Here is a 23,519-nt window from a genome sequence, read left to right on the forward strand (position 1 = left end):
CCCCGTACCTTAAGGCCGGACCGCACACGCGGACGCCGTAGGGTGGAGGCGCACCGACCGAGAACATGAGGGGGCGGCGTATGCCGTGGAGTTGGCGGTACGAGAACGTCGAGGGTCAGCCGGTGGCCGGGCCGCAGGAGACGTTCAGCAGCCAGGCCGACGCCGAGTCGTGGATCGGCCAGGAATGGCGGCAGCTGGCCGAGCAGGGAGTCGCCGGAGTCGTGCTGCTCGAGGACGACCGGGTCGACTACCGGATGAGTCTGCTGCCGGCCGAGTGAGCACACAGTCGTGACTTACGAGCCGGTCTCCACACGGACGCCCCGCAACGCCTTCGTGCCCAGCCCCGTCTTCGTGGGCATCGTCGCCGTCTTCGCGGTCAGCGGCTGGATGACCTGGACGGGCTTCGGCAACGTCCGGGTCGACGTCTTCCTGTTCATCGTGGCGGGCTGGCTGGTCTCGCTGTGCCTCCACGAGTACGCGCACGCGCTGATCGGCTTCTTCTCCGGCGACCGCACCGTGGCCGAACGCGGCTACCTGCGGCTCAACCCGCTGAAATACACGAGCCCGCTGCTGTCGATCGTGCTGCCCGTGGTCGTGGTGATCCTGGGCGGCATCGGCCTGCCCGGCGGCGCCGTCTGGGTCGACCACCGATTCATCAACAGCCGCCTCAAGGACTCGCTGATCAGCGCGGCCGGCCCGCTCACCAACGTGATCCTGGCGCTGGTCGCCGCGTTCCCGTTCCTGATCGGTGTCGGCCCCACGCTCGACGTGGTCGGCGGCCAACTGGTCGCGGGCGGCTCCGGCGACCACATGGAGTTCTGGGCGGCGCTCGCCGCGCTGGCCTTCCTGCAGGTCACCGCGACGATCCTCAACCTGCTGCCGATTCCCGGCCTGGACGGCGGCAGCATCCTGGCCCCGTGGATGAGCCCGGCCTATCAGCGGGCGTGGAACCTTTTTGCCCCGTACGGGTTCATCCTGCTCTTCCTGCTCCTCTGGCAGACCCGCATCGGCGACTACTTCTACGACCTGGTCTTCTGGATCACCGACAAGCTCGGCCTCTCCCAGGTCCTGATCCAGGTCGGCCTCGAGCTGATGCGCTTCTGGTCCGGCAGTTAGGGCCGGACCAGAAGCGGCAGTTCAGCTCCTTCAGGGACGCCGAGCCGGGCTCTGCGTCTTAGCGGGGTCCCGCTCGACGACCGCGTCGAGGGCGGCGTCGATCGCCTTCATCAGGTCGGCGTCGAGCTTCTTGCCCGAGGCCACCGCGTTGTCGTGCACCTGCTCGGGGCGGGACGCGCCGATGATCGCGGCCGAGACGTTGTCGTTCTGCAGCACCCAGGCCACGGCCAGCTGAGCCATCGACAGGCCCGCCTGGTCGGCCAGGGGCTGCAGCTGCGCGACCGCCGACAGCACGTCGTCGCGCAGGAACCGGGAGATGAAGTTGGCGCCCGACTTCTCGTCGGTGGCCCGCGACCCGGCCGGGGGCTGCTCGCCCACCTTGTACTTGCCGGTCAGCACGCCCTGCGCGATCGGCGAGAACACCACCTGGCCGACACCCAGCTCGATCGACGTGGGCACCACCTCGGCCTCGATGACCCGCCACAGCGCCGAATACTGCGGCTGGTTCGAGACGAACGGGATCTTCAGGTCCTGGGCCATCTCCCAGCCCGCCCGGATCTCGGAGGCGGTCCACTCCGAGACGCCGATGTAGAGCGCCTTGCCCGAACGCACCACGTCGGCGAACGCCTGCATGGTCTCCTCGAGCGGGGTCGAATAGTCGTACCGGTGGGCCTGGTAGAGGTCCACGTAGTCGGTCTGCAGCCGGCCCAGCGACGCGTCGATCGACTCCATGATGTGCTTGCGGGACAGGCTTCGGTCGTTCGGGCCGGGCCCGGTCGGCCAGAACACCTTGGTGAAGATCTCCAGGCCGGCGCGGCGCTCGCCCTTCAGCGCCCGGCCCAGCACCTCCTCGGCGCGGCCACCGGCGTACGCGTCCGCGGTGTCGAAGGTGGTGATGCCCACGTCGAGCGCGGCCCGGACGCACGCGGCGGCCGCATCCTCCTCCACCTGGGAGCCGTGGGTGATCCAGTTGCCGTAGGCGAGCTCGCTGATCAGCAGGCCGGAGCGGCCGAGATGACGATGTTCCATGCCTCCGACACTATGCCCAGCACCGGGAACTTTCAGAGGACGGGACGGGTGTCCTTGATCAACTTATCGATCTGGTCGAGGACGTCGGCGCGGTCGGAGTACTTGAGCTCGACCAGCAGCTCGCCCTTGCGGTTGAGCGCGCCCCACAGCCCGAACTTGTCGGCCACCAGGAACGCCGACGGGTGGATGAGCAGGGCGGCGTGCACCGGCTGCACCAGCAGATGCCCGGCCCGGTCGACCACCCCGTACAGCTCGCCCGCGTCGACGACGGCCAGCCCCTCCTCGGTGAAGCCGTCGACCGGCTCCCCCGAGGCCAGCATGGTTGCGAACGCCCGGTAGTGCGGCTGCACGACGAGCCGCGCGTGCCGGTCGATGACGCCCCAGCCCCCACGGCGTACGAGGGCCAGCCCGTTGTGGAACGGACGCGCGTCGTCGAACCCGCCCGGCACGATGACCCGGTTCTGCTTGTCGACGGCATACCAGCCGCCCGCGTCGTCCCGCGACACCCAGGCCAGCCCGTCCGCGAACCGGCCCGCCGCCCGATAGCCGGCCGACGCGTCGATCAGCACCGTCCCCGCCGTGTCGATCAGCTCCCAGGACTGCGCCTCCGGTCGCCGCACCCAGGCCACGCCGTCCGCGAACGGTTGCGCCTGCGCGTACCGCGGCGTCAGCGCGCCCGGATAGCCCCACATCCCCGACGTCTCGTCCCGCAGCGGTCGCGGCTGGACCGGCTTGCCCAGGATCTCCTCGCGGGTACGCGGGTACGGCCCCCAGCTCTCCGAGGCCCGCCCGGTGATCGTGTCGAGGGCCAGCTCGATCCGCTCGACCAGATCCGGGTCGGCCCCCTTCCGCAGGTCGAGGGCGCCCTCCAGGTGGTTGACGGCCTCCAGGTAGCGGCCCTGCTCGAACGCCGACCGTCCCGCCAGCTCCTGCACCTCGGCGCGCAACCGGGCAGGCAGCTCGGCCGAGTTCGTCTCCTCGAAGATCCGATCGGCCTCGGCATACTGCCCGCGCCACAGCAACACGTGCCCGAGCCGCGCCTTGACGGTCGCCACCCGTACGAGCTCGCCCGTGGCCTCCGCATGCCCCAGCGCCGCCTGCGCGTCCTCCAGCGCCGCATCCAGGTCGTTGAGCAGCCGCGACGCCACCGCCCGCAGACTCAGCAGCCGCGCCCGGTCGGAGTCCCGCTCGGCATACTCGAGCTTGTCGGTGAGCCGGTCGATGACCACCCACATCGGCTCGTCGTCCTCGATCTGCTCGCGCAGGGTCCGCGGGTCGAAGGTCACCGGATAGGCCGCGAGAATCTGCTCCGGGTCGGTCCGCCGGTTACGCGGATCAGCCACCAGCTCGCGCCGTTGCCTGATCGGCAGGCTTTCCCCGTACGCCGGAGAGCCGCCCCCATCACCCTGTCCCGCGGCTTCTTCCCCGGCCGCCGCCTCGACGTCCGCGCTGCTCGCACCAACCGCCGCGACGTCCTCGGCCCGGCTTTCCTGATCGTCTTCCGTGCTGCTCTCGCCAGCCGGAGCGATGTCCTCCGCACGGCTTTCCTGGTTGCTGACGTCTTCGGCGCTGTCTTCCTCGACCGTTACCGGCTCGTCGGCCTCGACCGATTCGTCGGTCTCCTCGGACACCGGGTGAGCCTCGGCGGCAATCGCATGCGTAGCCCCCGGCCCAGCGGTCGCGGGCGACGGGTCCTCGATCACTTCGGCGTCCACGATGTCGTCGTCAGCCGTCAGCTCCGAGGCATTGACGATGACGGGCTCATCATCGACGATCTCCGGCTCGATGATCTCGGCATCGACCGGTTCCGCATCGTCGTGCGGTCCCGAAGCCGCTCCATCATGGAACCGGGCCGCGGGCTCGAAGTCGCCGTCCTCTCCGTAGCCGCCACCCCGCCGCTCGCGGTCCTCTTCGGAAGCCAGCTCACCGAAGGAGCCGTCAGTCTCCGACCCCGAAGCCACAAACCGAGCCGAAGCCGCCCCACCCGACACAGGCTCCGCCGACACAGGCTGAGCCGAGACGGGCTGCGCCGAGACGGGCTGAGCCGACACGGGCTGCGCTGAGACAGGCTGTGCCGAGACGGGCTGCGCCGAGGTGGGCTCAACGGTGATGGGTTGTGCCTGCGCTTCTCCGCTCTGTTCGCGGCTCGTCGCTTCACTGGGCTGCGCCGACATCGGTGGCGCGGACATCGGTTGTGTGGAGACGGGCTGTGCGGACACCGGTTGCGCCGACGCTGGTTGCTCCGACACCGGCTGTGCGGAGACGGGTTGCGCCGAAACCGGCTCAACGGTGATCGACTGCGCCTGCACGGGCTGCGCCGATACCGGGTTGGTCGTCGGCTCGTCCCAGCCGGGTTCCGTCGAGACGGGCCGCTCGGCGATGGGCTGGACGGCAATCGGCTCGTCGTACTCGGCGTATGGAAGGTCCGCGTACCGCCGGTTCTCCGCCTCGACCGACGTGTCCGCGTCGGCCGACCCATGGAGCTCGTCCTCACCCTGCTGCGGCTGCCGGGGAACGATGACAGGCTGCGCACCCGAAGGCGCAAACCAGTCCTGGGCCTCGGGCATGCCACTGACCGGCCGGGCCTCGTCCACTCCCGGTCCAGCCGCCCAGCCATCGGCCGGCTCAGAACCGGCGCCCGCCCATCCCGAACCACCCGCACCCGAGTGCTCCGGCCCGGCCGCGCCACTGTCGGCGTGCCAACCCTGGCCTTCTGCAACCGGCGGAGCCGACACCGGCCAGGAGCCACCAGGCTGCCCCGAAACGGGTTCCGTCCCACCCGGCCGCGCCGGGTTCTGCCGTTCCCCGCCAAGCCGCTCGGAGTCCGCCTCAGGCCCAAACGTCTCGGTCGAGAAAGCCCCGACAGGCTGACCAGAGGTAGGCGCAGCGACGACCGGCTGAGCCGAGACCGGCTGAGCCGAGACCGGCTGAGCCCCCGCCGGCTGGTCGAAACCGGGCCGGCGCACGTCCGGCTGCCCAGAGACCGGCCGCACGTCAGCCGGCGGCGTCGAGACCTGACGCGGCCGCGAATCCTGTGCCGAGACCTGGTCCTGCACAGACGGCTGGGCAGAAACCGGGCCAGTCGCCGAAGTGTGGGCGGACATCGGCTCGAAAGCCGACGGCTGGCCGGAGACAGGCTGCGACGCGGCGGGCTGCGCGGAGGTCGGCTGGAAGGCTGAGGGCTGGCCGGAGACGGGTTGCGACGTGGCGGGTTGTGCGGAGGTCGGCTGGAAGGCTGAGGGCTGGCCGGAGACGGGCCGCGACGCGGCGGGCTGCGCAGATGTCGGCTCGAAAGCTGACGGCTGGGCCGAGACAGGCTGCGACGCAGCCGGCTGCGCGGAGGTCGGCTCGAAGGCCGAAGGCGCGTCGTCGATGGGCTCGATGACGACCGGCTGGGCCACCGGTGATCCGGTGACCGGCTGGGGGATGGGCGGCGGCAGGGGCGTTACTGCTCCGAGGCCGCTCTGGGAGAGCAGCCAACCGAGCCCGTGGGGTTCGTTGTCGTCTTCGGCCGGTGCGGCGGAGACCGGGTGGGTGTCCTGCGGCTGGCTCGCCTCGTCGTTTTCCGGGGTGGCCGGGCGGTCCCAGATCGAACCGCTCCGAGGAGCATCGCCGGAGCTTGGAGGGGCCGTGACCGGGGCGGTGGCCTCGGCGGACTGTCCGGCGGGAAGCGTCGACACCGGCTCTACCGAGGACTCGCGGTCTTCGCTTGCGGGCGAAACGGGGCGGTAGGGCACGGCGCGATAACTCACCGCTCGTGTCCGCTCGTCCGCTTCGTTGCGTCCGGAGGTTTCGGCCGGATGCTGTTCGCGGCGGTAGCTGTCCGGCTGCGCCGAGGTCGGAGCGGAACCCGGCGCCTCGTCCCACGACTGCGGCTGCCCGGATCCGGGACGAACCGAGTCCGGACTAGCCGGGTAGCCCGCGTGCGGCTGACCGGACGCCGGATGGGTGCCGGACCGATCCCCGGACGCGGGCTGCGTGGACTCGGGCGGCGCCGACGCCGGGTGCGCAGGCATGGGCGGCGCCGACGCGGGGTGCGTGGGCATGGGCGGCGCCGAGGCGGGGTGCGCAGGCATGGGTGGCGACGCGGGATAGGCGCCGTCTCGTGGCCCGGGCGCGCGATAGCCGGCGTACGGCAGGCCGGAACTCGGCTCAACACTGCCGGGCTGACCGGATGCCGGTCGTGGCGGCGCCGATCCCGGATGGACAGCGTCCGGATAGCCGGTGTGCGGCTGGGCGGACGTCGGATGGACGTTCCCGGGCCGGCCCGACGATGGGCGCGGCGGCATCGGCTGCGCGGAAGTGGGGCGGACAGCCTCAGGCCGCTGCGGGTAATCGGCCTGCGGCGAGTTCTGTTGTCCGGATGCGCTTTGCGGTGGCGTTGGCCGACCGGGCGTCCGGTAGTCGTCCGCCGACGCCGACCGGCCGGATGCCTGGTACCCGACCTGCGGCGACGTCGGCTGGCCGGATGTCGGATAGCTGGCCTGCGGCGGTCTCGACTGGCCGGACGGCGAACGGCCGTCCTGCATCGCTCTCGGCTGGCCCGATGTCGGTTGGCCGGCCTGCGGCGATGTCGGGTAACCGGCCTGCGCCGGCCGCGGGGGTACGGGGCGCGGCGGCATGGGCTGGGCCGAGGCGGGGTGGACGGCGTCGGGCCGGGCCGGGGGATAGGCCGGGCGGCGGTCGGCCGGCTGGGCCGAGGTGGGGTGGTTCGCGCCGGGCTGGGTCTGCGGGTGCGCGGAAGCCGAAGGCCGGCCCGGCGACTGGGGGTAGGCGGGCGAGGGCGTTGCCGGACGGTCCGGGGTCATCCGCGTGGGCTGCGGCGCCGGACGGGCCTGGGCGGGGATGTCGCGCCCGGCGGGGGCGGGACGCAGGTCGAACGGCGAGTCGTCGCGCCCGTCACGCTGGCCGGGGACCACCGGGTTGGGACGGGCGCCGGGGCGGGACGGGAAGGCGTCGGCCGGGGCGGGGCGGGCGCTGCCGTAGACGCCGGTGGAGGGCGAGACCGGGCGCGGGCCACCGGGGTCCTCGGGAGCCTGCCTGCGGCCGTAGTAAGGACCGGAAGCGGCGCCGGGACGCGGGGCGCCATACGTTCCGGGCGCACCCGGAGGCGGAGACACCGGCTGCGCGGAATTTCCGGAATGCGAAGAGGAACCAGGCTGCGACGACGCCGGCCGGGACCCGGAAAAGCCCGCCTGCGACGGAGACGTGGAATGCGTCGACGACTCGGAGTGTGATGGCGGCCCAGGACGCGAAGAGGGTCCGGAATGCGACGAATGGCCGGGCGTGACCGGCACCTGACCGCCGGCACGGAACTGCTGCGGCCGGGGGCCCTGCGACGACGAAGAAGACGACGAAGAAGGCGACGAAGAAGAGGACGGCGGGGGCGGCGGCGCGGTCTCGCGCTTCTGGGACTCGCGGAACTGGACCGCGTCGCGGTAGGAGCCGCCCGACTCCGGCGCGGGCTGGCCGCCGTAGCCCGGGGCCTCACCACGCCGCTGTTCAGGGGCGATCCGACTGCGCTGCTCCGGCATCGTCCCGGCCGGCCGGTTCCACAGCGGCTCCTCACGGCGCGGCGCCGAAGAGGCCGCCGGCGCGTCCGACCGAGAAGAGTCCGACCGGAACGGATCCGAGCGAGGCGCATCCGAGCGCAAGAAATCCGACCGGGAAGAGTCCGACCGCGAAGAGTCCGGCTGGGAAGAGCGGGAAGAGCGGGAAGAGCGGGAAGAGCCGGAAGAGCCGGAAGAGCCGGAAGAGTCCGAGCGGAACGGATCCGGGCGCGAGCCGGAAGCGGAATCGGGGCGCGGATCGGCCGGCGCGTCGGACCAGGAGGCCGGCGCCGAGGTCGAGCCCGAGTCGGACGCCTCGTAGACCGGTGTGTGCACCGCCTTGCGCTTGCCCGGTTGGTCGGGTTCGCCGGAATCGCCGGGATAGCGCTTCCCGGAGTGCGGCTCCCACTCCCAAGTGATCTCGTAGACCCACGCGGGCTCGTCGGCCCAGGCGCCCCAGCCACTCATCGGGCACCCACGGTGAGGCCCGGCAAATGGCGACGCTCCGTCACGGCGAACTTCCACTTCTGGTCGAAATATGCGGTGGGCGTCCGGAAACCCGGGTAGAGTCGCCCGGCTCTACTGCAGGAAAGGAGATTAACGGCGTGGACGGGCTTGACGCCAGCGTGCCGACGATCTCCCCTCGCCGCCCGATGGGCTCCTCGGTCGCTACTTTCGGTGCGTTGATGTGGTCGGGTTTCCGGCGCTACGCAACCTATCGGCAGGCCACGGTGGCCGGATCGTTCACCAACATAGTCTTCGGCTTTCTCCGCTGCTACGTGCTCCTGGCCGTCGCGGCGGGCGCGGCCGGGGGGATGGCGGGCGGTTACGACGCACGGCAGCTCGCCACCTTCGTCTGGGTGGGCCAGGGATTACTCAACGTGGTCGGAATCTGGGGCTGGAACGATCTGGCCGAGCGGATCCGCACCGGGGACATCGCCGCTGACCTGCTGCGCCCGGTCCCGCCGGTGACCGCCTATCTGGCCGCCGACCTGGGCCGCGGCGGCTATCAGATGCTCACCCGGTTTACCCCGCCGGTGGTTGTCGGGGCGCTCGTGTTTCCGCTGGTCGCCCCGTCGCGCTGGCAGACCGTGCCGCTTTTCGCAGCTTCTGTGTTGCTGGCCGTGGCCGGCAGTTTCGGATGCCGCTATCTGGTCAACGCGACCGCGTACTGGCTCGGCGACGCCCGCGGCCCGCTGATGTTCTGGACGCTCGGCTCGGGGGTGCTGGCCGGCCTGTACTTCCCGCTGCGCCTGCTGCCGGACTGGGCCGCGATCACGATCTGGGTGGCGACGCCGATCCCGGGGCTGTTGCAGACCCCGCTGGACGTGCTGGTCGAGCGGGACGGCCCGGCGCTGCAGGCCGGCCTGGTGGCGCTGCAGGCGGTGTGGGCAGTGATCATGGTGGCGCTGGCGAACGTGGTGCAGCGCCGCGCCGAGCGCAAACTGGTGGTGCAGGGTGGCTGAGCTGAGGGCGTACGCGGCTCTCATCGGCGGCCGTTTCCGCAGCGCCACCGCGTACCGGACCTCTTTCGCCGTTGAATTGATCACCAATGCGGGCGCCACGGCGATCGACGTCTCCACCGTCTTCGTGCTGTTTCACGCGGCCAAGGTCGTGGGCGGCTTCACGCTCGGTGAGGCGCTGATGATGACCGGGCTGACCGCGTCCGGGTTCGTGCTCGCCGACCTGACCGTCGGTAACGTCGACCAGCTCAAGACGTTCGTACGGATGGGAACGCTGGACGCCGTGCTCGTGCGCCCCCTGGCCGTGCTGCCCCAGCTCGTGATCGCCGACCTGCCGCTGCGCAAGCTGATGCGCTTCGTCGTCGGGGTCGTCGTCCTGATCATCGCGATCGTCTCCAACGACATCGTCTGGACGCCCGGGCGGGCCGTGCTGCTGGTCACGGCCCCGCTCGCCGGTGCGGTGTTCTTCGGGGCGATCTTCGTGCTGAGCGCCAGCCTGGCGTTCTGGTGGGTCGAGTCGGGCGAGGTCGGGGCGGCCTTCACGTACGGCGGGCGCGACTTCACCTCGTACCCGATCACGGTTTACGGCACCTGGTTCCGCGCGATCTTCGCGTACGGGCTGGGCTTCGGTTTTGTGAGTTATCACCCGGCACTGACGCTGCTCGGACGGGCCGACCCGCTCGGTCTGCCCGCCTGGGCCGGTTATCTGTCGCCGCTGGTGGCGCTGGCCGCCGCGACGATCGCCGGGCTCGTCTGGAGGACTGGCGTGCGGCATTACCGGAGCACCGGCTCATGATCGAGATGCGGAACCTTCGCAAGGACTTCACCGTACGCGTCAAGGCGGGCCGCCTGCGCCGGGAGAAACGGGTCGTCGCGGCGGTCGACGGGGTCAGCCTGTCGATAGCCGCGGGCGAAATGGTGGGCTATATCGGGCCCAACGGCGCCGGGAAGTCGACCACGCTGAAGATGCTGACCGGCGTGCTCGCCCCGTCCGGCGGCGAGGTCTCGGTGTGCGGGCTGAGCCCGGTGCCGCAGCGAACCACGCTGGCGCTGCGGATCGGCGTGGTCTTCGGGCAGCGCTCCCAGCTGTGGTGGGATCTGCCGCTGCGCGAGTCGTTCGGCCTGCTCCGCCACGTCTACCGGGTGCCCGCGGCCGATCACGAGGCGCGCCTGCGCCGCTGTCGCGACCTGCTCGCCCTCGACGAATTTCTGGACACGCCCGTACGCCAGTTGTCTCTGGGCCAGCGCATGCGGGGCGAGCTGACGGCGGCTCTGCTGCACGGCCCCGAGGTGCTGTTTCTCGACGAGCCGACGATCGGGCTGGACGTGGTCAGCAAGCAGGCGGTCCGTTCGTTCCTGGGCGAGCTGGGCCGCACCGGCGACGTGACGCTCGTGCTCACCACCCACGATCTGGCCGACATCGAGCGCCTCTGCAAGCGGCTCGTGGTGATCGACCATGGCCGGGTGGTCCACGACGGCACGATCGAGGACCTGCATTCCCGGTACGGGTCGAGGCGCCGCCTGGTGGCCGACCTGGAGTCCCCGCTGCCGCCCGGCTTCGCCCTGCCCGGCACCACCATGATCGCGTCCGAGGCCGATGGCCACCGGGTCACGTTCGCCCTGGAGTCGATCGCGGCCGGCGCGGCGGTGGCGGCCCTGGTCAACGCGGCCCCCGTACGCGACCTGTCGGTCGTCGAGCCCGAGATCGAGGACGTGGTCGCCCGCCTCTACACCGACGGGCGCTGACTCTCGTTCAGCGGTGTTCCATGATCAGGACGGCCCAGGAGGGCTCGAAGGCCTCGTAATGGTGGTCGACGTCGCCCGGGAAGGTCACGTAGTCGCCCGGCCCCAGCTCGACCTGCTCGCCGATCGGACCCGTCCGGATGCGGCCCGCGCCGACGACGATGTGCTCGATGCTGCCGGGAATGTGGGCGAGCGCGTCACGGGCCTGGCCCGGTTCCAGCTCCATCACGTAGATGTCCCGCCGGGTGTGCGGCGACCCGGCGGCCAGCAGGGTCGCCACGAAGTCGGCCTCGTCGGCCTGCAGGCGCGGCCCCTCACCGGCCCGGATCACGCGGACCTGCGCCTCGGGCGGTTCGACCAGGCGGCTGAACGGCACCCCCAGCGCCACTCCGAGCGACCACAGCGTCTCGATGCTCGGGTTGCCGGTGCCCGCCTCCAGCTGCGAGAGCGTCGACTTGGCCAGCCCGGCCCGCCGGGCGAGCTCGGTCAGCGAGATGCCGGCCCGTTCCCGTTCCCGGCGCAGGGCGGCGGCGATCGTGGCGAGCGGCGGCGACGGCTGATGCAATGTTCGCTCCATCGATCAAGCTGTTCGGTTTGACGAACGGCAACGACATCGTTCAGTATTTCGAACTATGCGTACGATACAGCGAACGCTGCTCCGGGACGCGGCCGCCATCGCCGCGGCCATGGTGGCGGTCGGGGCCTCGTTCGGGGCCATCGCCATCGCGTACGGGCTTCCGGTCTGGGTGCCGTTCCTCATGTCCACGGTCGTGTTCGCCGGCGGATCGCAGTTCCTGGCCGTCGGGCTGCTCGCCGCCAGCCCCGTCGCCGCCGTGCTGGCCGGGCTTCTGCTCAACGCCCGCCACCTGCCGTTCGGCATGGCCATCGGAAGCAGCATGGGCGCCAGCCGGCGCGAGCAGCTGATCGGCAGCCACCTGATGACGGACGAGGTAGTCGCCTTCACCCTGGCCGAGACCGACCCCGCCCAGCGCCGCCGCACGTACTGGCTGATCGGCATCACGCTCTTCACGTCGTGGAACCTGGGCACCGCCCTCGGGGTGCTGCTCGGCACCGCCGTCGGCGACTACGAGACGCTCGGCCTGGACGCTGCCTTCCCGGCCGCGCTGATCGCCCTGATCCTGCCCTCGCTGCGCGACCGTGCCACCCGGGCCGTCGCCCTCACCGGCGCCGCCGTCGCCGTGGCGGTCACCCCCGTGCTGCCCGCCGGCCTGCCGGTCCTGTGCGCCCTGCTGGGCCTGCTCACGCTGCTGCGCCCGAAAAGGCCGGCCGCATGACCCGCCCCGAGCAGCTCCAGATCCGTCTTCGCCCGGGGAGGGCCGCCGCATGATGCTCGCCGCGATCATCGTCCTGGGCGTCGGCACCTACCTGATGCGGCTCGGCGGCGTGCTGCTGCGCGAACGCATCGAGCTCTCCGACAACCTGCAGCGCTTGCTCCCCATGGCCGCCGCCGCGCTGCTGACCGCGCTGGCCGCCACCTCGACGCTGATGGCCGGCAGCAACTTCGCCGGCGTGGCCCGCCCGGCCGGCGTCCTCGTCGGCGCCCTGCTGGCCTGGCGCAAGGCCCCGTTCGTCGTGGTGGTCGTGGCCGCCGCCGCCACCGCAGCCCTGCTCCGCCTGGCCGGAATCGAATAACCCCCGGCCCGGCTCCGGCAGCGCGTCGGCTCAGCGGCGCGCCAGCCAAACCGTCCGTTCGGTGCGCACGTTCAAATCCTCGCGACCCTCCAGCGCACCCACCACCCCGCCCAGCTCAGGAAGCCTCTCGACAAGACGACCCAGCGACACCTCGGCATATCGCACCGCCACGGCCGGCAGCGGTGCGGGCAGGGCGATGTCGAAGTGCCGCTCGGTCACACCGGTGAAGCCGGCCTTGGTCGCCCGCGCGCCCCAGTTCTCGTGCATGTGCAGGCCCGCCTCGTGCCGGGCCTTGTCCGCCTCGGCGTGCGCGCGGGCCTCCAGGTCTTCATCCGGGGTGCCGGTCAGGAAGTGCGGGAACGAGTCGAGTTCGGCGATCACGAGCAATCCGCCGGGGCGTAGCGCGGCGTGGGCCGAGGCGAGCGCGCGGCCCGGGTCGGCCATGTGGTGCATCGACGAGGCGGCCCAGATGACGTCGACCTGGCCGAAGTCGGGCCACGGCTGGTCAAGGTCGGCTTCGATCGTCCCGATGCGGTCGCCCAGTCCGGCCGCCTCGGCGCGGGCGCGTACGTGGGCCAGCATCTCGGGGGACACGTCGACCGCGGTTATCCGGGCCCGGGGCAGTTCGCGGGCCAGGGCGAGCGAGCCGGTGCCGCTACCCGCGCCCAGGTCGATGACGTGCGGGGCGTCGGGGGCCTCGCGGCCGACCCAGGTGATGAGGTCGCGGTGGTAGTCGCTCAGGACCTCGGCGTCCAGGTCGAGCATTTCGATCATGTGGTCGTGTGCCATGCCTCGACGCTAGCGACCGTTTGCGCGTACGGCACGCGGCCTTGCGGTTTCGGCAAGAAGTGGGAACTAGACCGCGTCGCCCAGTTCGACGCGCGGCTTGGGGACCCGCATGCGGCGGAACGTCAGGCCTCGCATCACGCCGTAGATCTGCAGGGAGCCGACGCGCTGGCCGGTGTTGGGGAAGCGCTCGTTGACCAGGCGCTTCACCTTGCGCGAGATGAGGACGCTGTCGACGATCACGCCGAGCGCCAGCATCAGCCAGAGCACGTTGCTGGCCAGCTGGACGGCGGGGATCCGCACCGTGGAGCCGATCAGCACGATCAGCGCGCCGCCGAAGAAGTAGGTGCCGACCGTGCGGCGGCTGTCGATGATGTCGCGGACCAGCGCGCGCTCGGGGCCGCGGTCGCGGGCCAGCAGGTAGCGCTCGTCGCCCGCCTTCATGCCGGCGGCGGCCTCGGCCCGCTCGACGCGCTGGCGTTCGCGCATCAGTTTGACCTGCTCACGGCGGTTGGCCGGGGCGGGCTCGGCGCCGACCCGGCGGCCGGTCGACGTGCGCTTGGGCGTGACGACGCCGAGTTCCTTCTTGCTGGGGGTGTAGCCCTTGGGGCGCGAGTCGGCCGATGTCACCTCCTCCACGACCTGGGGAGTGGCGACATCGGACTGCTTGCGGCGAAAAAGCGAGGGCACGCTCAGAGAGTAGCCAAGCGGCGCGGTGTTCTTCACACCGCGCCGCGCATCGTGCCTAAACAGAGAAGATTCAGAGCCGCTCGACGTGCGCGCCCAGGGCGGCCAGCTTGCCCTCGAAGTCCTCGTAGCCGCGATTGATCAGGTCGACGCCGTACACCCGCGACGTGCCCTCGGCGGCCAGCGCCGCGATCAGGTGGGCGAAACCGGCCCGCAGGTCGGGGATGACCAGGTCGGCCGCGTGGAGCTTGGACGGGCCGGCGATCACGGCGGAGTGCTTGAAGTTGCGGCGGCCGAACCGGCACGGGGTGCCGCCGAGGCAGTCGCGGTAGACCTGGATGGTGGCGCCCATCTGGTTGAGCGCGTCGGTGTAGCCCAGACGCTGCTCGTACACGGTCTCGTGCATGATCGACAGGCCGCGGGCCTGGGTCAGCGCGACGACCAGCGGCTGCTGCCAGTCGGTCATGAAGCCGGGGTGCACGTCGGTCTCGAGCGCGACGGCTTGCAGCTCGTGGCCGGGGTGCCAGAACTTGATGCCGCCCTCGGCGCCGGTGACACCCGGGCGGGCCACGCGGTCGTCGGTGATCTGGAACTCGCCGCCGATCGAGCGGAACACGTTGAGGAACGTCATCATGTCGGCCTGCCGGGCGCCGAGCACCTCGATCTCGCCCTTGGTCGCCAGCGCGGCGGCGGCCCAGCTCGCGGCCTCGATCCGGTCGGGGATCGGCTTGTGCTGGTAGCCGTACAGCCTCGGCACACCCTGGATCTCGATGACCCGGTCGGTGTGCACGGTGATGATCGCGCCCATCTTCTGCAGCACGCAGATCAGGTCGATGATCTCCGGCTCGATGGCCGCGTTGCGCAGCTCGGTGACACCCTCGGCCCGTACGGCGGTCAGCAGCACCTGCTCGGTGGCGCCGACGCTCGGGTAGGGCAGCTCGAGCTTGGCGCCCCGGAGGCCGTTGGGCGCGCTCAGGTGCATGCCCTCGGGCGTCTTCTCGACCACGGCGCCGAACTCGCGCAGCGCCTGGATGTGGAAGTCAATCGGGCGCGGACCGATGTGGCAGCCGCCGAGGTCGGGGATGAACGCGTGCCCGAGGCGGTGCAGCAGCGGGCCGCAGAACAGGATCGGGATGCGGCTCGAGCCGGCGTGCACGTTGATCTCGTCGGTGCTGGCGCGCTCGACGTTGGTGGGGTCCATCACGATCTCGCCGTCGTCGGCGCCGTCGCTGACCTTGACGCCGTGCAGCTCGAGCAGGCCGCTCACGACCTCGACGTCGCGGATGCGCGGCACGTCGAACAGGCGGCTCGGCGTCTCGCCCAGCAGGGCGGCCACCATTGCCTTGGAAACGAGGTTCTTGGCGCCACGGACCCGGATCTGACCCTGCAACGGCGTACCGCCGTGCACGACCAAGACGTCGTCGGTCAACGTAACCTCCAGCTGGTGGGCGTCAGCGAGCGCCCGAGATGATCGAGGGGGCAAGTGCCGGGCGGGGATACCCGCTCTTGCAACCGCCGAAGCATAGCGCTGAGTGACAAGGACGCCAGTCACACAACGCCTACGAGGCCGTGAAAAGCCGACAGTTAAGACAGCGGAAAGAAAATCCCGCGCTGTACGGAGGTTGGCGACTACTTACCGTTACGGCAAGGCGAGCATCTGGTCCAGCGCGACACGCGCGTGGTGTGCCGTGTCCTCGTCCACCGTGATCACATTGGGCACCCGGCCCGCCACCAGCTCCTCGAGCGCCCACACCAGGTGGGGGAGGTCGATCCGGTTCATGGTCGAGCAGTAACAGACCGTCCGGTCGAGGAACATGATCTGTTTGTCGGGGTGCGCCAGAGCCATCCGCCGTACGAGGTTGAGCTCGGTGCCCACCGCCCAGGCCGACCCGGCCGGGGCCGCGTCGAGCGCCTTGATGATGTATTCGGTCGAGCCCACCTGGTCGGCGGCGCGCACGACGTCGTGGCGGCACTCCGGGTGCACCAGCACGTTGACCCCGGGCACCCGCTCGCGCACCTCGCGCACGCTGTCGAGCGTGAAACGGCCGTGCACCGAGCAGTGCCCCCGCCACAGGATCATGCGGGCGTTGCGCAGCTGCTCGTCGGTGAGCCCGCCACCGGGCTTGTGCGGGTCGTAGAGCACGCAGTCGTCGAGGTCGAAGCCCATCTCGAGCACCGCCGTGTTGCGGCCCAGGTGCTGATCGGGCAGGAAGAAGACCTTGCTGCCCTGCTCGTACGCCCAGGTCAGGGCGCGCTTGGCGTTCGAGGAGGTGCAGACCACGCCCTTGGTGCGGCCGACGAAGCCTTTGATGTCGGCCGACGAGTTCATGTACGTCACCGGGACGACGTCACCGGCGATGCCCAGGTCTTCGAAGCGCTCCCAGGCGGTCTCGACCTGACCGAGCACCGCCATGTCGGCCATCGAGCAGCCGGCCGCCAGGTCGGGCAGGATCACGCGCTGCCGGGGCGTGGTGAGGATGTCGGCGCTCTCGGCCATGAAGTGCACGCCGCAGAACACGATGAACTCGGCGTCGGGCCGGGCCGCGGCCTGCTGGGCCAGCTTGAAGGAGTCGCCCGTGACGTCGGCGAACTGGATGACCTCGTCGCGCTGGTAGTGGTGGCCGAGCACGAAGACGCGGTCGCCCAGCGCGGCCTTGGCCGCCGTGGCCCGCGCGACCAGATCGGGGTCGCTGGGAGCGGGCAGATCACCCGGGCAGTCCACGCCGCGCTCGGAGGCGGGGTCGGTGCCCCGGCCCAGCAGGAGCAGGGCGGTGGCGGTGTTCGAGGGTTCGGTCCAGGTCGACGTCACATCGGCCATCGTCGCACAGCGCGGGACAGGTATCGGCTCCGTGAACAGTGGCCTGCCACACTCATACGCGTGCGCGTATTGATCTGCCCGGACAAGTTCGCCGGCACCCTGTCCGCCCCCGAGGTGGCCGACGCCGTGGTGGCCGGCTGGACCAAGCCCGACGAGCTGGTCAAGCGGCCGCTCTCGGACGGCGGCCCGGGGTTCATCGAGGTGCTCGCGGGCGCTCTGCCCGGCCGCCGGGTGCCGGTGCCGACGGTCGACCCGCTCGGGCGTCCGGTCGGCGGCGAGATCCTGCTGTCCGGCACGACGGCCTACGTCGAGAGCGCGCACGCGTGCGGCCTGCACCTTCTCACTCCCGGGGAGAGAGACCCCAACAGCGCTTCCTCGTACGGGCTGGGCCTGCTGCTCCTGGCCGCGGTCGAGGCGGGGGTGGCCGAGATCGTGATCGGTCTGGGCGGCTCCGCGGTCAACGACGCCGGGGCCGGCATGCTGGCCGCGCTGGGCGCCCCGCCGGTCGACATCGCCGGTTACGCCCTGCCCTACGGCGGCGCCTATCTGAACGCGGCCGCCGCGCTGGGTGGCGCTCCCCGGTTGCGGCAGGTCAGCCTGGTCGCGGCCACCGATGTCGACAACCCGCTGACCGGCCTGCAGGGGGCGAGCAACGTCTTCGGGCCGCAGAAGGGCGCGAGCCGCGAGGACGTCTACCGCCTCGACGCGGCCCTCGAGCAGTTTGCCGGCGTACTGGAAAAGGCCTTTGATGTCGATGATCTGCAGAGGGCGCCCGGTGGTGGCGCGGCCGGCGGAATCGGGGCGGCCCTGATCGCCCTCGGCGGCCGCGTGGTCTCGGGAATCGGCCTGGTCAGCATGGCCATCGGGCTCGAGAAGGAGCTCGATGCGGCCGACCTGGTGATCACCGGGGAGGGATCCTTCGACCACCAGTCGCTGCGCGGCAAGGTCGTGGCCGGCATCGCAGGCGCCGCCCGCGACCGCGGACTGCCCTGCGTCGTGCTGGCCGGGCGCAACGAGACCGGCTATCGCGAGGCCGCGGCGGCCGGTGTCACCGAGACGTATTCCCTGACCGAGCACTTCGGCAGCACCGAAATCGCCATGGCCGAACCGGCCCGGGGGCTGCGTGAGCTGGCTGTACGCCTGAGCGAGCAGTGGAGCAGGTGAGATCTAGGTGAACTGGGCCACCCCAATTGGGAATCTTCCGGAATGGGGCTAGCGTTGGCCAGTACGGCAAATCTGTCCGCACATGCAGGGAGATAACGCAGTGACCACTGAATCGCATACAGAGTCGGCATCGCAGACCGAGTCGGCCGAGGCCACCGCCCCGACCACTATCCTCCTGACCGATGTCGCCGCGGTGAAGGTCAAGGCCCTGATCGAGCAGGAAGGCCGCGACGACCTGCGCCTCCGCATCGCCGTTCAGCCGGGTGGCTGCTCTGGTCTGCGTTACCAGCTCTTCTTCGACGAGCGTTCGCTCGACGGTGACGTCGTGAACGACTTCGGCGGTGTCGAGGTCGTCGTCGACCGCATGAGCGCTCCCTACCTGGCCGGCGCCACGATCGACTTCGCCGACCGGATCGACGCGCAGGGCTTCACGATCGACAACCCGAACGCGCAGAACTCCTGCGCCTGCGGCGACTCGTTCCACTGATCGCCCACGCATAGCGCACAACTCCGCAGCAGGCCGCTCCGTTAACGGGGCGGCCTGCTGCGCGTCACCAGCCGGTAGGCTGCGTACGTAAGCCCCCCTGTTCCCGAAAGACCCGAGGGCCCTCATGAAGATCGCCGTGACCGGTTCGATCGCCACCGACCACCTGATGCACTTTCCGGGGCGGTTCGCCGACCAGCTCATCGCCGACCAGTTGCACAAGGTCTCCCTCTCGTTCCTCGTCGACGACCTGGTGGTCCGGCGGGGCGGGGTGGCCAGCAACATCTCGTTCGGCATGGGCAAGCTGGGCCTGCGCCCGATCCTGGTGGGTGCGGTCGGGGCCGACTTCGCCGACTACCGGTCCTGGCTCGAGCGGCACGGCGTCGACTGCGACTCGGTGCACGTCAGCGAGGTCGCCCACACGGCGCGTTTCGTCTGCACCACCGACGACGACCTCAACCAGATCGCCTCGTTCTACGCGGGCGCGATGTCCGAGGCCCGCAACATCGAACTGTCACCGGTCGCCGGGCGCGCCGGCGGTCTCGACCTCGTGCTGATCAGCGCCAACGACCCGGCCGCCATGATCCGCCACTCGCAGGAGTGCCGGGCCCGGGGCTTCAAGTTCGCCGCCGACCCGTCGCAGCAGCTCGCCCGCATGGACGGCAGCGATGTGCTCACCCTGATCGGCGGGGCCGAATACCTGCTGACCAACGAGTACGAGCGCTCGCTGCTCGAGACCAAGGCCGGCCTCACCTCCGAGCAGGTCCTCGACCAGGTCAAGATCCGGGTCACCACGCTCGGCAAGGACGGCGTCGAGATCACCGGCCGCGGCATCGAGCGCATCCACGTGCCGGTCGCCCGCGACGTGCTGGCCGAAGACCCGACCGGTGTCGGCGACGGCTTCCGGGCCGGCTTCTTCTCGGCCGTGTCGTGGGGGCTCGGCCTCGAGCGGGCGGCCCAGGTCGGCTCGCTGGTGGCCGCGCTCGTCCTCGAGTCGGTCGGCCCCCAGGAATACGACATCCGCGGCGGAGACTTCGCCAAGCGCTTCGCCGACTCGTACGGCGATGCCGCGGCCGCCGAGATCGAGGCTCACCTTCCGGCCTGACCAGCCGCGTGGTCTGATCGGGTCATGGTCTTAGCGGTCTTCGCCGGTCTGCCCGGTGTCGGGAAGAGCACGCTCGCCGCGGGGGTGGCGACGGAGCTGCCCGCGTGCGTGCTCGCCGTCGACACCGTCGACTTCGCGCTCCAGCGCTACGAGGTGGTCGAGCCAAGGCCCGGGTTCGCCGCGTACGGGGCGGTGGCCGCGCTGGCCGAGGTGCAGCTGGGCATCGGCCACTCGGTGATCATCGACGCGGTGAGCCCGGTCCGGGCGGCCCGCCAGCTCTGGATCGACGCCGCCGAGCGGGCCGGCGTGCCGCTGCGGGTGGTCGAGGTGGTGTGCGGCGACGACACCGAGCACCGGCGCCGCGTCGAGAAGCGCTACGCGGCCCGCGACCACGACGGCGTGCCCGACTGGGTGCGGGTGCTGGAGCGCCAGGCGGAATACGAGCCGTACCTGGGCCCGCGCCTGGTCGTCGACACCAGCCTGGCCAAGGAGCCGGTCGGGCCGGTCGTCGAATATCTGAGGTCCTAGCTGAGCCGCCGCACCTCGAAGGCGTTCTCGGCCGGCGAACCCAGAAACTCGTGCTTCTTCATGCGGCACCAGGCCGGGATGTCGTTCGCGGCGGCGGGGTCGTCGGCCAGCACCCGTACGACCCCGCCGACCTCGGCCCGGCCGATGTTCTGGGCCAGCCGGATCACCGGCAGCGGGCACTTCTGGCCCAGGCAGTCCAGCTCGATCACAGTCCCGCCTCCCGCCGGATGCCCTCGACCAGGCCCGGCAGCACGGCCAGGAACCGCTCGACGTCGGACTCGGTCGTGCCGCGGTGCAGCGAGACCCGCACGTTGCCGTGGCTGAGCACGCCCATCGCCTCGAGCACGTGGCTGGGCCGCAGCGTCGACGCCGTGCAGGACGAGCCGGACGAGACCGCGAAACCGGCCCGGTCCAGCGCGTGCAGTAGCGCCTCCCCGTCCACGTACAGGCACGAGAACGTGACCAGATGCGGCAGGCGCTGATCGGGGTCGCCCACCACCTCGACGTCCGGCACCAGCGCCGGCACGCGCTCGCGGATGCGGTCGACCAGCGCGCTCAGGCGTACGGCCTCGGTCTGGGCCTCGGCCTGGACGGCGCGCAGGCTCGCCGCGGCGGCGACCACCGCGGGCAGGTCGGCGCTTCCGGGCGGCTGAGGGCGATAAAGATCATCCTGCGGGTACGGGGAGATCCAGCGCACACCCTTGCGGACCACCAGCACCCCCACGCCGGGCGGGCCGCCCCACTTGTGCGCGCTCGCGCTCAGCAGCGACCAGCCGGTCGGCACCGCGGTCCGGCCCACCGACTGCGCGGCGTCGACAAAGAGCGGCACGCCGGCCTCGGAGCAGTATTCGGCCGCGGCCGCGACCGGCTGCACCGTGCCGACCTCATGGCTCGCGCTGATCAGCGACGCGACGGCCACCCCGGGCGCGGACACGGCCCGGTCCCAGGCGTCCAGGTCTAGGCGGCCCTGGCGGTCCACGCCGACCTCGACGGCCTTGCCCCGGGCGGCCGCGTGCAGCACGGCGGAGTGCTCGATCGCCGAATGCACCAGCGTGTCGCCCTGGCGGGTCCGTCCGGCCAGCGCCCCGAGCACGGCGGCCTGCGCGGCGGCCGTGCCGGACGACCAGAAGGAGACCTCGTCGGGGCGTACGGCCAGGATCTCGGCGACAACGGCCCGGGCCGCGTCGGAAAGCTGCTGGGCCCGCCGGCCCGCCGAATAGAGGCGGGCGGGGTCGGCCCAGCCGTCGGTCAGCGCGGCCAGAAGCGCCTCGCGGGCCACCGGATGCAGTGGACTCGCGGTCGCCGCGTCAAGGTATGCGGCCGGACCAGCGGGATCGCCCGTGTATTCCACCCCAGGAACGGTATCGTCCCATTGTTGAGGGGTATACGCGCACGGTCGAAGATCGGACCCCCGCAAAGGTGTGTCAGGGCCTGGTCGAGTAATGTGCGACCGTCGGTAACGCCTGGCCACTCGTGTCCGTTTCGGGCGGGAGGCGGCGCTGCTAAGGAGGCAAAAGCAGGTGAGCGCAAAGAGTCCGGCCGCGCGGTCGCGAGCTGCAGTCCGGATCGCCGGGCTCGGTCTCAGCGGCACGGCGCTGCTGATGCTGCTCTCGGGTTGTTCGCTTGAGGGCGTCGGCGACGCCTTCGGCCACTTCGGATGGCCCGGCAAGGGCATCACCCTGCAGGCGCACAAGATGTACGACCTGTGGATCGCCTCGGTGATCGCAGCGCTGATCGTCGGCGTCTTCGTGTGGGGCCTGATCTTCTGGTGCATCATCCGGTATCGCAAGCGCGGCGACGAGCTGCCCGTGCAGACCCGGTTCAACATGCCGATGGAGGTTCTCTACACGGTCACCCCGGTGCTGATCGTGGCGATCCTCTTCTACTACACGGCGATCGTGCAGACCGACGTGGACAAGCTGTCGAAGAACCCCGACCAGGTCGTCGAGGTTGTCGCGTTCAAGTGGAACTGGCAGTTCAACTACCGCGACGGCATCGGTGAAGAGGCCAACACGGTGGCCTCGACGGTCGGCTCGTCCGACGTCATCCCGATCCTGGTCCTGCCGACGAACGAGAAGATCCGGTTCGAGGAGACCAGCCGGGACGTGATCCACTCGTTCTGGGTGCCCGAGATCCTGTTCAAGCGGGATGTGTTCCCGGGCAACGTGCGCAACACCTTCGAGATCACTCTCGACAAGGAAGGCCGCTACGTCGGCCGCTGCGCCGAGCTCTGTGGCACCTACCACGCCTTCATGAACTTCGAGCTCGTCGTGGTCTCGCCCGAGCGGTTCGACCAGTTCCTGGCGGCCAAGCGCGACGGATCCTCCACGCAGGAGGCGATGGCCGCGATCGGCTTCACCGGAGACAAGATGTACGCGACGACGACCGAGCCGTTCGACACGCGGCGCCAGAAGAACGGCTGGAACCAGCGCGGCGCCGTGGCGGCGCCCGCCGGTGCCGCCGCGACGGCCGGGAAGTAGGGACAGCGTGCGTACCGAATACAAGATCTTCGTCGGCGTCGCCGCCTTCCTCTTCGGAGCGGCCATCGTCTACGGCTTCTACACCCGGGGCACCGGCACCCACGTCGAGTGGGTGGGCACGGTCGCGCTGATCCTGTCCGGCCTGCTCTGCTCGATGTGCGGCGGCTTCTTCTGGTTCGTCGCCCGGCGCATCGACCTGCGCCCGGAAGACCGGGAGGACGGGGAGATCGCCGAAGGCGCCGGTGAGATCGGCTTCTTCAGCCCGGGTAGTTACTGGCCGTTCGGGATTGCGCTGTCGGCCACTATTGCTGGGCTTGGGCTGGTGTTCTGGCAGTGGTGGTTGCTGGCTCTGGGGCTGGTGCTGGTTATTTTCTCGTCCTGCTCAATGATCTTTGAGTACTACACGGGGACTCGGCATCCCGCTGAGCATTAGGCACGAGAGGGCTGCGGTCCGGCTCAGGATTAGTTAGCTGAGCCTAATGGTGCCGCTTCGCGACGCGTGGGCCGAGCGCCTTTTACGTCAATGAGATGAGCCCGGTTTTCCAACGCCGCAAAGAGCGACGGCGTCGGAAAACCGGGCTCATCTCATTGACGGCGCTCGGCCCGGCAGTTCACTGGATACGTGATCTCGCACAGTAAGTGGTTTGTGGCTGGGGGATCAGGATTTGTGGAGGTGGCCCGCGCCCTACCTGTGGGCGCGGGCCACCTTGTTGGTTTTAGGCTGCTCTTCGCTGGTGGGGTAGGGCGAGGGGGCTTGGGGTTGTGTGGGGCCAGAGGTGGGCTACTACGGGGGTTACTACCTCGGCGGCTCCGCAGCGGCGGCAGACTAGTTCCTCGATCTGGCCGGTTTGGGTGGCCGGCACCTCGAACAGCATGTCGCTGTCACAGATGACGCAGCGGGGTTCGTGATCCGA

Annotated in this window: 22 protein-coding genes; 13 read left to right on the top strand and 9 right to left on the bottom strand. The window is 70.6% G+C overall.

Annotation, left to right across the window (positions count from 1 at the left end; all coding sequences use genetic code 11):
- The first annotated feature begins 80 nt into the window (after nucleotides 1–80).
- Both ACZ3I4_RS37820 and ACZ3I4_RS37825 read left to right on the top strand, forming a co-directional pair.
- Nucleotides 81–278, top strand: coding sequence for a hypothetical protein (locus tag ACZ3I4_RS37820; RefSeq protein WP_465386919.1), 198 nt, complete (start codon nucleotides 81–83; stop codon nucleotides 276–278).
- A gap of 10 nt (nucleotides 279–288) precedes the next feature.
- Nucleotides 289–1,116, top strand: a complete 828-nt coding sequence (locus ACZ3I4_RS37825; protein ID WP_465386920.1) for a site-2 protease family protein — start codon at nucleotides 289–291, stop codon at nucleotides 1,114–1,116.
- A 30-nt stretch (nucleotides 1,117–1,146) separates the two neighbouring features.
- Here the strand turns inward: ACZ3I4_RS37825 and ACZ3I4_RS37830 are convergent, their stop codons facing one another.
- On the bottom strand, nucleotides 1,147–2,145 hold the full coding sequence (locus ACZ3I4_RS37830; RefSeq protein WP_465386921.1) for an aldo/keto reductase family protein: 999 nt from the start codon (nucleotides 2,143–2,145) through the stop codon (nucleotides 1,147–1,149).
- A 32-nt stretch (nucleotides 2,146–2,177) separates the two neighbouring features.
- Nucleotides 2,178–6,674, bottom strand: coding sequence for a WG repeat-containing protein (locus ACZ3I4_RS37835; protein WP_465386922.1), 4,497 nt, complete (start codon nucleotides 6,672–6,674; stop codon nucleotides 2,178–2,180).
- A 1,625-nt stretch (nucleotides 6,675–8,299) separates the two neighbouring features.
- Between ACZ3I4_RS37835 and ACZ3I4_RS37840 the strand changes: the two genes are divergently transcribed.
- Genes ACZ3I4_RS37840 through ACZ3I4_RS37850 form a run of 3 tightly spaced genes read left to right on the top strand, consistent with a single transcriptional unit; the run spans nucleotide 8,300 to nucleotide 10,903 of the window.
- Nucleotides 8,300–9,160, top strand: a complete 861-nt coding sequence (locus tag ACZ3I4_RS37840) for an ABC transporter permease (RefSeq protein ID WP_465386923.1) — start codon at nucleotides 8,300–8,302, stop codon at nucleotides 9,158–9,160.
- A complete protein-coding gene (locus ACZ3I4_RS37845) occupies nucleotides 9,153–9,953 on the top strand; it encodes an ABC transporter permease (RefSeq protein WP_465386924.1) in 801 nt (266 codons plus the stop codon). The genes ACZ3I4_RS37840 and ACZ3I4_RS37845 overlap by 8 nt, the downstream gene beginning before the upstream one ends.
- Nucleotides 9,950–10,903: an ABC transporter ATP-binding protein gene (locus ACZ3I4_RS37850; protein WP_465386925.1), complete on the top strand. Its 954-nt coding sequence runs from the start codon at nucleotides 9,950–9,952 to the stop codon at nucleotides 10,901–10,903. Before ACZ3I4_RS37845 ends, ACZ3I4_RS37850 begins: the two co-directional genes overlap by 4 nt.
- Nucleotides 10,904–10,910: 7 nt before the next feature.
- Here the strand turns inward: ACZ3I4_RS37850 and ACZ3I4_RS37855 are convergent, their stop codons facing one another.
- Nucleotides 10,911–11,477: a helix-turn-helix domain-containing protein gene (locus ACZ3I4_RS37855; protein WP_465386926.1), complete on the bottom strand. Its 567-nt coding sequence runs from the start codon at nucleotides 11,475–11,477 to the stop codon at nucleotides 10,911–10,913.
- Nucleotides 11,478–11,532: 55 nt separating this feature from the next.
- On the opposite strand from ACZ3I4_RS37855, the gene ACZ3I4_RS37860 reads away from it, so the two are divergent.
- Together ACZ3I4_RS37860 and ACZ3I4_RS37865 are read left to right on the top strand one after the other, a co-directional pair.
- Nucleotides 11,533–12,195, top strand: coding sequence for an AzlC family ABC transporter permease (locus ACZ3I4_RS37860; RefSeq protein ID WP_465386927.1), 663 nt, complete (start codon nucleotides 11,533–11,535; stop codon nucleotides 12,193–12,195).
- 49 nt (nucleotides 12,196–12,244) lie between these two features.
- Nucleotides 12,245–12,553: an AzlD domain-containing protein gene (locus ACZ3I4_RS37865; RefSeq protein WP_465386928.1), complete on the top strand. Its 309-nt coding sequence runs from the start codon at nucleotides 12,245–12,247 to the stop codon at nucleotides 12,551–12,553.
- Nucleotides 12,554–12,583: 30 nt separating this feature from the next.
- On the opposite strand, the gene ACZ3I4_RS37870 is transcribed toward ACZ3I4_RS37865, so the two are convergent.
- The 4 genes from ACZ3I4_RS37870 to nadA all read right to left on the bottom strand — a co-directional run bounded on the left by ACZ3I4_RS37870 (nucleotide 12,584) and on the right by nadA (nucleotide 16,844).
- Complete coding sequence (locus ACZ3I4_RS37870; protein WP_465386929.1) at nucleotides 12,584–13,342, bottom strand: class I SAM-dependent methyltransferase; 759 nt, start codon at nucleotides 13,340–13,342, stop codon at nucleotides 12,584–12,586.
- 66 nt (nucleotides 13,343–13,408) lie between these two features.
- Nucleotides 13,409–14,029: a DUF3043 domain-containing protein gene (locus ACZ3I4_RS37875; RefSeq protein WP_465386930.1), complete on the bottom strand. Its 621-nt coding sequence runs from the start codon at nucleotides 14,027–14,029 to the stop codon at nucleotides 13,409–13,411.
- A gap of 70 nt (nucleotides 14,030–14,099) precedes the next feature.
- Nucleotides 14,100–15,455, bottom strand: a complete 1,356-nt coding sequence (gene murA / locus ACZ3I4_RS37880; protein WP_465386931.1) for a UDP-N-acetylglucosamine 1-carboxyvinyltransferase — start codon at nucleotides 15,453–15,455, stop codon at nucleotides 14,100–14,102.
- 210 nt (nucleotides 15,456–15,665) lie between these two features.
- Nucleotides 15,666–16,844, bottom strand: coding sequence for a quinolinate synthase NadA (nadA, locus tag ACZ3I4_RS37885; RefSeq protein ID WP_465386932.1), 1,179 nt, complete (start codon nucleotides 16,842–16,844; stop codon nucleotides 15,666–15,668).
- A 60-nt stretch (nucleotides 16,845–16,904) separates the two neighbouring features.
- On the opposite strand from nadA, the gene ACZ3I4_RS37890 reads away from it, so the two are divergent.
- The 4 genes from ACZ3I4_RS37890 (at nucleotide 16,905) to ACZ3I4_RS37905 (ending at nucleotide 20,125) form a co-directional block, all read left to right on the top strand.
- On the top strand, nucleotides 16,905–18,008 hold the full coding sequence (locus tag ACZ3I4_RS37890) for a glycerate kinase family protein (RefSeq protein WP_465386933.1): 1,104 nt from the start codon (nucleotides 16,905–16,907) through the stop codon (nucleotides 18,006–18,008).
- Between the two features lie 82 nt (nucleotides 18,009–18,090).
- Nucleotides 18,091–18,495: an iron-sulfur cluster insertion protein ErpA gene (gene erpA, locus ACZ3I4_RS37895; protein WP_465386934.1), complete on the top strand. Its 405-nt coding sequence runs from the start codon at nucleotides 18,091–18,093 to the stop codon at nucleotides 18,493–18,495.
- Between the two features lie 124 nt (nucleotides 18,496–18,619).
- Nucleotides 18,620–19,597, top strand: coding sequence for a carbohydrate kinase family protein (locus ACZ3I4_RS37900; protein WP_465386935.1), 978 nt, complete (start codon nucleotides 18,620–18,622; stop codon nucleotides 19,595–19,597).
- Between the two features lie 24 nt (nucleotides 19,598–19,621).
- Nucleotides 19,622–20,125: a P-loop nucleotide/nucleoside kinase family protein gene (locus ACZ3I4_RS37905; protein ID WP_465386936.1), complete on the top strand. Its 504-nt coding sequence runs from the start codon at nucleotides 19,622–19,624 to the stop codon at nucleotides 20,123–20,125.
- On the opposite strand, the gene ACZ3I4_RS37910 is transcribed toward ACZ3I4_RS37905, so the two are convergent.
- On the bottom strand, nucleotides 20,122–20,334 hold the full coding sequence (locus ACZ3I4_RS37910) for a sulfurtransferase TusA family protein (RefSeq protein WP_465386937.1): 213 nt from the start codon (nucleotides 20,332–20,334) through the stop codon (nucleotides 20,122–20,124). The genes ACZ3I4_RS37905 and ACZ3I4_RS37910 overlap by 4 nt on opposite strands.
- The gene (locus ACZ3I4_RS37915; protein WP_465386938.1) at nucleotides 20,331–21,476 is read right to left on the bottom strand and encodes a cysteine desulfurase family protein; all 1,146 of its coding nucleotides are present in this window, start codon (nucleotides 21,474–21,476) and stop codon (nucleotides 20,331–20,333) included. The genes ACZ3I4_RS37910 and ACZ3I4_RS37915 overlap by 4 nt, the downstream gene beginning before the upstream one ends.
- Before the next feature lie 250 nt (nucleotides 21,477–21,726).
- Here ACZ3I4_RS37915 and ctaC point away from each other — a divergent pair, with 250 nt between their 5' ends.
- Together ctaC and ACZ3I4_RS37925 are read left to right on the top strand one after the other, a co-directional pair.
- On the top strand, nucleotides 21,727–22,605 hold the full coding sequence (gene ctaC, locus ACZ3I4_RS37920; RefSeq protein WP_465387060.1) for an aa3-type cytochrome oxidase subunit II: 879 nt from the start codon (nucleotides 21,727–21,729) through the stop codon (nucleotides 22,603–22,605).
- A gap of 7 nt (nucleotides 22,606–22,612) precedes the next feature.
- Complete coding sequence (locus ACZ3I4_RS37925) at nucleotides 22,613–23,038, top strand: cytochrome c oxidase subunit 4 (protein WP_465386939.1); 426 nt, start codon at nucleotides 22,613–22,615, stop codon at nucleotides 23,036–23,038.
- The last annotated feature ends 481 nt before the right edge of the window (nucleotides 23,039–23,519 follow it).

This window comes from Actinoplanes sp. NPDC021490, from assembly GCF_055562135.1.